We start from the raw sequence: 9,602 nt of genomic DNA, 5'->3' as shown, positions 1-9,602 counted from the left end.
CTCATAAACGCTGAAAGTACTTGGGGGGCAGCCCTCTGGGAGGATAGGAACTTGCCAACTTTTTAATTTTTTGTAAAAATAGATTATATACTATGAGTAAGAAATAAAAATTAATAAGTGAAATATTACTGAATAGAAATATATTATCTATTGTGAAATTAGAATTTTTATTAAGGATCTTTTTAAAGAGTTTTTATAAAAAAGTAAATTTTTGATAATACTTTTAAAGAAATCTTTCTAAAAAATAATTATTTTATAATAAAAGATAAAAGAGATAAAAAAAATAATTACTATTTTTTTATCTCTTTTTTTGTTATTAATTAATAAGAAAATTATAACTTTAGATTTTTATGTAAAATTAAAATTTTTAACTGAGTAATTAAAATAGATTTAAATTTTATGAATAAGAAATTGATAAAATTACAAATAATAGATTTTGATATATAAGAGAATTACTTATATCAGAATATGCCGTTTTTATAAAAAGCTATATTATTAAATCATCAATAAAGCAGAGAGTAAAATAAATAAAAATTTAATAATTTAGAAAATAACTTTTATATCAGATCTACAAATTAGAAAAATTCAAAGTATTTTTTATAAAGATGCAAGAAAAAATAATAAGTAAAATACAAAAAAATAAAAGTAATTTTATTAAATATAATATAAAAAAAATAAATATGAAAATTTTTTTTATTATTAAATTCTGTTAAAAAATTTTATTTAATACTTGAAATTACTAATTTTTTATGATAATAATATTTAAATTTTTATATAAATTTTTATAAAAATAGCAAATATACTTAAATATATTTACAAAAAAGCTTTAAATTTTCACAAAAAAATGATATTATATGGCAAATATATTATTTTTAATTTAGATATTAAAAAATAAAAATATTTAAACTATCTGAATTATAAATAAAAAAATCTGTAAGGAGGCAGTATGGGTAAAAAAAAGTCATTTGTTAATAAGTTTATTGACGTAATTGAAAAAGGGGGAAATAAATTACCACATCCATTTATATTATTTGGATATTTAGTTATAATAACTATGGTAGCATCTTATATATTAAACCTGGTAGGATTAGAAGTAACATATTTCAGTGGAGCCAAAACAATAGGAGAACAGGGAAAAGAAGTAACTGTAAAAGTTGTTAATTTACTATCAGAAGAAAATTTAAAATATATAGTGACAAAGTTTCCAGATATATTTATAAATTTTGCACCATTGAAATTGATAATGGTTATGATGGCAGCTAGTGCTTTTGTTGAAAAAACTGGATTCTTTGAAGTTTTGATGAAAAAATATTTATTGAAGGCACCTAAATCATTAGTTACATTTGCTCTTGTATTTGTAGCGGTAAATGCTAGTATAATGTCAGATGCAGGAACATATTTTTCTATATCAATGGGAGGAATAATTTTTTCTGCTTTAGGAAGAAATCCACTTATTGGAGTAATACTAGGATTTGTAGGGGCTAGTGGTGGATTTACAGCAAATTTATTTTTATCAGGAACTGATGCACTTATTGGAGGAATAACAGATAGTGCAGTTAGAACTACTGGTGCAAATGTAATTATAAATCCAGCAATAAACTATTTCTTTATGGCAAGTTCAACTTTCTTTTTAGCCTTAACAGTAACTCTTTTTACAGAAAAAGTAGTAGTTAAAATGGTAGGAGATGGAAATGGAGAGCAACAATTAGATTTATTAGAAAAACATAAACTTACTCCAGAGCAAGAAAAAGGTTTAAAGCATGCATTTTATGGTTTTTTATTTTTCTTAGTTGTTATGTTAGCTTTAACAATTCCAAGTAATGCATTCTTTAGAAATGAAGTTGGAGAATTTTTACCAAAATCACCATTATTTGATGGAATAGTAACAATAATTTGTTTCTTCTTCTTATCAGTTGGTATTCCATACGGAATGGCTGTTGGAGAGATAAAAAAATCAGAAGATATTCCAAGAATAATTTCTTTAGGAATGAGACAGACAATTCCTATTTTAACAACTTCTATCGTTGTTGCTTTATTTATAGATTTATTAAATAAATCAAATATATTTAGAATTATTGCAATAAAGGGAGCAGATGTTTTAAAGTCTGCAAATGTTGGAGTAATAGCATTATGTCTGATAGTAGTTTTGGTAACTACAATGATAAATCCATTTATGACAAGTGGATCTTCAAAATGGCTTTTAATAGCTCCTATGGTTGTACCAATGTTTACAGCTTTAAATGTAAACCCTGCTTATGCTCAACTTGCATTTAGAATAGGAGATTCATGCACTAATATAATTTCTCCATTACACGCAGCAATACCAGTTATAATAGCAATATTGGTAGAGTATCAAGAAGATGGAAAAATTCCATTAAGACCAGGAGAAACAGAACACAGAGAGATAGGAATGGGAACTATTTTCTCATTAACAATACCTTACTCAATAGTACTTTTACTAACAATGGTAGCAATGATGATAGTTTGGTTAATCTTTGATTTACCAATAGGACCAGGAGTAAGCTTATATATATAAATAACTTTTTATACATAAAAAAATAAGGGGGAATTAAAATGGATGTTAGATTTGATGTAGATTATGTATTAGATATGACATTAGAACTTTTAAGTATACCTAGTCCAGTAGGTTATACTGACAATGCTATGAGAAGAGTTGGAGAAGAATTTACTGAATTAGGATTTGACTACAACTTAACAAAAAAAGGGGCTATCATAGCTTATATCGAAGGAGAAGATAACAGTTATAGAAAAATGATATCTGCTCATATAGATACAATAGGTGCAATAGTAAAAAGAATAAAACCTAATGGAAGATTAGAACTTGTAAATGTAGGTGGAGTAAACTGGGGAGGTGTTGAAGGAGAAAATATCCTTGTTCACACTTTAGAAGATAAAGCAATCGAAGGAACAATAGTACCAGTAAAAAGCTCTGTACATATTTACGGAGATGAAGCTAGAGAGATGCCTAGAAATGCATCAACTATGGAAGTAAGATTGGATGAAATAATTACTTCTAAGGAAGATACAGAGAAATTAGGAGTAAGAGTTGGGGACTTCGTTTCTTTTGATCCTCGTACAGTAATAACAGAGAGTGGATTTATAAAATCAAGATTTATAGATGATAAATTATGTGTTGCTCAAGTACTAGGATATTTAAAATATCTAAAAGACAACAATGTTAAACCAAAGACAGGATTATATGTTTATATTTCTAACTATGAAGAAATAGGACATGGAGTAACTGTAATACCAGAAAACTTAGATGAGTTTGTAGCTCTTGATATAGGACTTGTTGGAGCAGATGCTTTAGGAGATGAGAGAAAAGTAAGTATTGCTGCTAAAGACTTAAAAACTCCTTATGATGTAAAAGTAAGAAAAGGATTAATGAAAGCAGCTGAAGAAAATGATATAAAATATACAGTGGATGTATATAATAGATATGGTTCAGATGCAACAGCAGCAATTGTTCAAGGATTTGATTTCAGATGTGGTTGTATAGGGCCAAGCGTTGAGTCTTCTCATCACTATGAAAGAACACATATTGATGGATTAATTGAGACTGTAAACTTATTAATAGCTTACTTATAAGAAAAATTAAGATAAAAGAGTTATTGGGTAATAATGATTAAGTCATTAATTCCAATAACTCTTTTTTCTTTTTTTATTTATTTTCTTTAGAAAGATTTAACTAACTTTTTTTCAAGGGAATAAATAGATTTTTTCATAAGATAAAAACTTACCAAAAGACAAGCAAGTTCAGCAACAGGAATAGAGATCCATATACCAATAGAACCTATAATTTTTGGTAAAATAAAAAGAGGAATAACTATAAATATAAGGGATCTTCCCATTGAAACAACAATAGATTCGAAAGGTTTCTCTATTGAAGTAAGAAAAGAAGTAGATATTATATTTATAAAAGATAATAAATAAGCAAAGCTAATATAAAATAAAGCTGTTTTAGCCAAAGATATAAGCTCTTGATTTCCCTTTGAAAAGATACTTATAAGAAAGTTTCCCCATAAAAGACTTCCGAAATAAGCAATAACTCCAATACTTCCACCAGTGATAAAAGAAATTTTTAGAACTTTTTTTATTCTAGTAAAATTTTTAGCACCTAAATTGTAAGCAACTAAAGGTTGAAGAGCCTGTGATAGCCCATATAAAGAAATATTTAATAATTGATTAATATAAAATACAATTGTCAATGCAGAAACTCCTAAAATACCAATCTCTTTCATAAGAACTAGATTAAATAAATAAGTTGCAATGGTTGAAGAAATAACTGACAACATTTCAGAGCTTCCATTATAAAAAATATTTTTTATATCATTAAAATAATATTTAATATTTTTTCTAGGAAATTTAAAGTGAAGATTTGGAAGTAAGGCAAAAAATCCAATAGCACAAGCTATAATGGTTGCTGATGCACCTCCAGCTATTCCAAAATTAAATTTTACAATAAATAAGTAATCTAGAATAACATTAAAAGAAAGACAAGTTAACCCACTGATAAAAACAAAATGTGGTTTTTCTTCTATTTTTACAAAGGTTTCAGTAAAAATAGGAGAGGTATAGAAAAATGCTCCTAACATCATAGGTATCATATAAGATTTTACATAGGGAAAAACTTCTTCATTTGCTCCTAAAATATTGATAAAAAAATCAAGATTAAAAAGTACTACTAAAGATAGAGATTCTAAAACCAAAAATAATAAAACTAAAGTGATGGTTGAAAGCTCTTTAGCTTTATTAATTTTTTTATTTCCGTAATAGATACTTGTAATAACTCCCCCACCAACACATATCATTAAACCGATACTTAAAAGAAAATTTATAATTGGCATAGAAAGATTAACAGCAGCTAAACCGATTGGTCCAACTACTTGCCCAATAAACATTCCATCAATCATAACTTGAAAAGAAACAATTAGCATTCCAAAAATACTTGGAATAGCAAACTTGAAAAAAAGTTTAGTTATATCATTACTATCCAAAATATTTTTATTTGACATAATAAAAAACCTCCTTTAAAAAATATATATTCTATGGTATTATAAACTATATACTAAACTATATAGTCAAGAGGAAAAAATGAAAAATAGATATAAAATATCAGAATTAGCAAAAATTTTTAATATTTCAAGACAAACTTTAATCTTCTATCATAAAAAAAATATTTTAATTCCTAGTATTGTTGATAAAAATAATGGATATAGATACTATTCATCAGAACAAATTTGGGAATTATTTTTTATAATAACTTTAAAAAAAGCTGGTTTATCTTTAGAGGAGATAAAAAAATTTACAGAAATAAAATCTCCAATAGAAAATATAAAATTTTTAGAAAATAAAGTTGAGGAGATAGACAATAAAATATCTGAATTTTTAAAAATAAAAGAGAATATTACAAGAAAAATAAATATTTTAAAAAAGAGTTCTGTCGATTTAGAAAATAAAATTTATTCAGGTGAGAATAAAAGAATAAGAGGATATTTTATATCTATGGTGAATGAAAAAGATGAGGCAGAGATGGCGATGAACTATGAAAAACTTCATTCTATTGCAAAGAAAAAAGGGATAAGAGATATAAAATATATAACAATAACTAATATAGAAGAACTAGGGAAAAATAAAATAATTCCAATAAAAAAAATAGGGATTGTTATTCCTGAAGAATTAAAAATAGAAAAAGTAGAAGAGATAGTTTTAGAAAAATATTATTATATAAAATATAATGATACATATATAAATTTACAAGATAACTATAAAGAATTAAAAAAATATATAGAATCTAAAGGATATATTTCAAACGATTACGGGATAGAAATAGCTGAAGATTATAGTTTAGTTACTGAAAAAGGTTTCGCAGGAATTTTTGAAATATTAGTAGGGATAAAAAAAAGAATTGAGTAATTCAATTCTTTTTTGATTTCTAAGAAAATTATAAATTGATGCTTTTATGTTAAAAAGTAGTGATTAATGCTCCTTGATATTTTTCATCAATAAATTTTTTAACTTTTTCAGTTCTTAATTCATCAACAAAGGCTTTTATATCTGGATTATTTAAATCCTCATCTCTAGCAGCTACAATATTTATATATGGAGAGTCCTTTCCCTCAACAAGAAGAGCATCTTTTTTTAGAGAAAGTCCAGATTGAATAGCATAGTTTCCGTTGATAACAGCAGCATCAACATCTCTAAGTATACGAGGAAGTTGAGGTGCCTCAATAGATTTAAATTTTAATTTTTTAGGATTTTCTACTATATCAAATTCAGTAACATAAAGGTTTGTAGGATCGTTTAAAGTTATTATCCCAGCTTTATGAAGTAGAATAAGAGCTCTACCACCATTAGATGGATCACTTGGAATAGCTATAATTCCTCCTTTTTTTAATTCATCAAGGGATTTATGTTTTAATGAAAAAACTCCAATAGGTGCTACCATAACGTCACCAACTGAAGAAATTTTTAATTTTCTTTCCTCTTTAAATTTTTCTAAATAAGGGATATGTTGGAAGAAGTTAGCATCTAATTCACCATCAGCCAAAGCTAAGTTAGGGGTAACATATTCATTAAATTCTATAATTTTTAAATCTATCCCTTTTTTTGCAAGTTCAGGTTTAATAATCTCTAAAATTTCTCCTTGAGGAACAGGTGAAGTACCTACCTTAAGAGTTTTAGAAAAAGAAAGATTTCCTAATAAAATGAAAGCAAGTGAAGTGGCAAATATTTTTTTTGAAAGTTTCATAAAATCATCTCCTTAAAAGAAAAAATCTCTAAATTATCCACTTGCAAGATAACTTAGAGATATGGTAGTGACATTTTAGCAGTCGCCATCTATCTGGAATTAGCACCACACTAAAATTAGTAGGTTGCTGAAACATCAAAGGGCCAGTCCCTCAGTTTCTCTTGATGGATATTTAGTTGAAAGTATAATACTAAAAAAAAATAAATTTGTCAACAGTTTTTTTATTTTTTTTAATGTGATATAATTGATTTATAAACTTGGGTTGGGGAGTGATAATTTTGAATAATGAAGTTCAAATGTCAGAAAGATATAGATTGGGACTGATATTGGCAGGGGTAGGGGGATTTTTAGATGCCTATACCTATATATGCAGAGGGAAAGTTTTTGCCAATGCACAGACAGGAAATATTGTTTTATTTGGTATTGCCTTGATTGAAAAAAGATGGTGGAATGCAGTTCAATATTTTTTTCCAATAATGGCTTTTATAGTAGGAGTTTTTATTTCTGAGTTTGTAAGAGAAAAGTGTAAGGGAAAAATTTTTCATTGGAGACAAAATATATTATTATTAGAAATGCTGACTTTATTTGGAGTGGGATTTATTCCACTTGGAAGTTATGATATAATAGCCAATGTTGCAATATCTTTTGTATGTGCTCTTCAGGTGGAAACTTTTAGAAAAGTAAGGGGAAATGCCTACGCTTCAACTATGTGTACTGGAAATTTAAGAAGTGCTAGTGATCTTTTGTATAAATTTTTTAAAGGTAAAAAAGAAAATTTATATAAAAGTAATCTATACTTTGGAATAATAATTTGTTTTATAATAGGTGGAATGATGGGGGCAGAGTTAACAAAAATATATTTGGATAAGGCAGTACTATTTGCTTTATCTGGATTGCTTGTAGTATTTTTTATGATGTTTAAAGATTATGAGGAAAGGAAAATAGAGGATTAAAATGTTTTATAGTGATTACCATATTCATAGTAGATTTTCAGGGGATTGTAATGAAGATTTAGATGAGATTATAAAAAAATCAATCGGTTTAGGACTTAGAGAGATAGCAATAACAGATCATTTTGAAAAAGATATGATTAATTTATCTAAGGAGTGGGATATTGATTTAAATAAATATTCAGAAGAAATTTTAAGATTAAAAGAAAAATATAGAAAAGATATTGATATTAAACTGGGATTAGAGGTTGGAATACAATACCAAACAATAGATTTTTTTGAAAAAGAATTAAAAAAATATCCTTTAGATTTTGTAATAGCATCTAGCCATGGAATTAATAGGTATGATTTAAGTGTTGGAGTTTTACAAGAGGGAAAAACAAGGGATGAGATGCAAGATCTATATTTTAGAACTGTATTAAAAAATGTGGAAAACTATAAAAAATTTAATGTTTATGGACATTTGGATTTTGTTACTAGATACGGTGGAGCTAAATTTAGAGGAATGAATATAGAAAATCATATGGATGTAATAGAAAAAATCTTAAAAGGGCTTATTGATAAAGGAAAAGGTATCGAGATAAATACTTCAGGATATAGATATGGAGAGAATAGAGTTTATCCAGACTTTGATATAATTAAAAAATATTTTGATCTTGGTGGAGAGATAATAACAATAGGTTCAGATTCTCATAGAAAAGATGATATCACAAAAGATTTTAAAGTAGCCTATGAAATTTTAGAAAAATTAGGTGTAAAGTATATTAGTTCATTTGAAAAAATGGAACCAAGTTTTATAAAAATTAAATAAAATCAATAATATTTAAAAAAATTGATGAAGTTTTTAGAAAAAATTATTAAAAGAGTATGAAAAAAATCATACTCTTTTTTTATCTTAAAAATTAAAGTGTAATGTTATTTTATAATAGTGTTATGAAATAAAAACAAAAAATTTATTTTATTCCTTGATTTTTAAAGGGATATAAGGTATAATTTCTAAGTGCCGGTTATAAAAAAATGTTTTTATTTTTATAATAGTGTTATGTTATTTTTATTTAGAGGGTAAAATGGGGAGAAAATTAAAATTTACAAAAGAAGAAATCCTTGAAACAGCATATGGAATTTTGGTTCGTGAGGGAATGAAAAAAATATCTGCAAGGACAATAGCGAAAGAGTTAGGAATATCTACCATAGGAGTTTATTCAAATTTTAGTTCAATGAGTGATTTAAAAAATGAATTATCCTTAGTAGCAAAAAATAAATTATTAGATAAAGTTAAAATAAATTATACAGAGTTTGGTCTTTTAAATATTGGAATAGGAATTTGTCTTTTTGCTAAAGAGGAGAAGGCGTTATTTAGAGCAATATTTATGAGAGAAAATCTATCGGAGGATTTTTTAAATGAGATAGCCAATGATTTAATAGATCTTGTATATAAAAGTTTTAGAGATAATGAGAAATATAATCATTTGAAAGATAGTACAATAAACTGGATGATAAGAAAAGGTTGGTGGAGTACCCACGGATTTGCTTGCTTAATTTGTTCTGGGTTTTATAATCCAACTTACGAGATGATTGAGGAAGAATTAAAAGAAGTAGGTTATCTAATAATGGCACAGGCTTTGAAAATAAATGAGTTGCCAGATGAGAGAATAAAAAAATTGAAAGTACAAAATTAAATATAGAGATTTTAAGAGGAGAGTTAGAATGAAAAAAACGCTTATGTTAATAGCTGTTATAGCTTCAGTAAATGCTTATGCAGGGAGTATAGATTATTTAGCACAACAGGATTCTGAATATTTTGCTCACCCATCAATGACTGGAAAAATAGGAACTTCTGGAGCTTTTTATAACCCAGCAGGAACTGCTTTTATGGAAGA

8 protein-coding genes and 1 riboswitch are annotated in these 9,602 nt (G+C 26.4%); of the genes, 6 read left to right on the top strand and 2 right to left on the bottom strand.

Annotated features, from left to right (window positions below):
- The first annotated feature begins 946 nt into the window (after positions 1-946).
- Complete coding sequence (locus Q1J48_RS04740; RefSeq protein WP_300329125.1) at positions 947-2,536, top strand: AbgT family transporter; 1,590 nt, start codon at positions 947-949, stop codon at positions 2,534-2,536.
- 38 nt (positions 2,537-2,574) lie between these two features.
- Positions 2,575-3,609 carry a M42 family metallopeptidase gene (locus Q1J48_RS04735; RefSeq protein WP_300329128.1) on the top strand — a complete coding sequence of 345 codons (1,035 nt, stop codon included), beginning with the start codon at positions 2,575-2,577 and terminating at the stop codon, positions 3,607-3,609.
- A gap of 86 nt (positions 3,610-3,695) precedes the next feature.
- On the opposite strand, the gene Q1J48_RS04730 is transcribed toward Q1J48_RS04735, so the two are convergent.
- Entirely contained in the window at positions 3,696-5,036 is a 1,341-nt protein-coding gene (locus Q1J48_RS04730) for an MATE family efflux transporter (RefSeq protein ID WP_300361590.1), read from the bottom strand.
- Positions 5,037-5,115: 79 nt separating this feature from the next.
- Between Q1J48_RS04730 and Q1J48_RS04725 the strand changes: the two genes are divergently transcribed.
- Entirely contained in the window at positions 5,116-5,937 is an 822-nt protein-coding gene (locus Q1J48_RS04725; protein ID WP_300361587.1) for a MerR family transcriptional regulator, read from the top strand.
- Between the two features lie 49 nt (positions 5,938-5,986).
- Here the strand turns inward: Q1J48_RS04725 and Q1J48_RS04720 are convergent, their stop codons facing one another.
- Complete coding sequence (locus Q1J48_RS04720; RefSeq protein ID WP_300361584.1) at positions 5,987-6,772, bottom strand: MetQ/NlpA family ABC transporter substrate-binding protein; 786 nt, start codon at positions 6,770-6,772, stop codon at positions 5,987-5,989.
- Positions 6,773-6,854: 82 nt separating this feature from the next.
- A riboswitch (SAM riboswitch) is annotated at positions 6,855-6,943 on the bottom strand.
- A gap of 107 nt (positions 6,944-7,050) precedes the next feature.
- On the opposite strand from Q1J48_RS04720, the gene Q1J48_RS04715 reads away from it, so the two are divergent.
- The 3 genes from Q1J48_RS04715 to Q1J48_RS04705 all read left to right on the top strand — a co-directional run bounded on the left by Q1J48_RS04715 (position 7,051) and on the right by Q1J48_RS04705 (position 9,401).
- Positions 7,051-7,725: a YoaK family protein gene (locus Q1J48_RS04715; RefSeq protein WP_300329139.1), complete on the top strand. Its 675-nt coding sequence runs from the start codon at positions 7,051-7,053 to the stop codon at positions 7,723-7,725.
- 1 nt (position 7,726) lies between these two features.
- Entirely contained in the window at positions 7,727-8,533 is an 807-nt protein-coding gene (locus tag Q1J48_RS04710; protein WP_300361582.1) for a histidinol-phosphatase HisJ family protein, read from the top strand.
- Between the two features lie 256 nt (positions 8,534-8,789).
- Positions 8,790-9,401, top strand: coding sequence for a TetR/AcrR family transcriptional regulator (locus tag Q1J48_RS04705; RefSeq protein WP_300361579.1), 612 nt, complete (start codon positions 8,790-8,792; stop codon positions 9,399-9,401).
- Positions 9,402-9,602: the final 201 nt, after the last annotated feature.

The organism is Fusobacterium sp. (genome assembly GCF_029258315.1).
Taxonomy (GTDB): Bacteria; Fusobacteriota; Fusobacteriia; order Fusobacteriales; family Fusobacteriaceae; genus Fusobacterium_B.
Note: the sequence above shows the minus strand (reverse complement) of the source record. Positions and strands in the feature narration are given on the sequence as shown.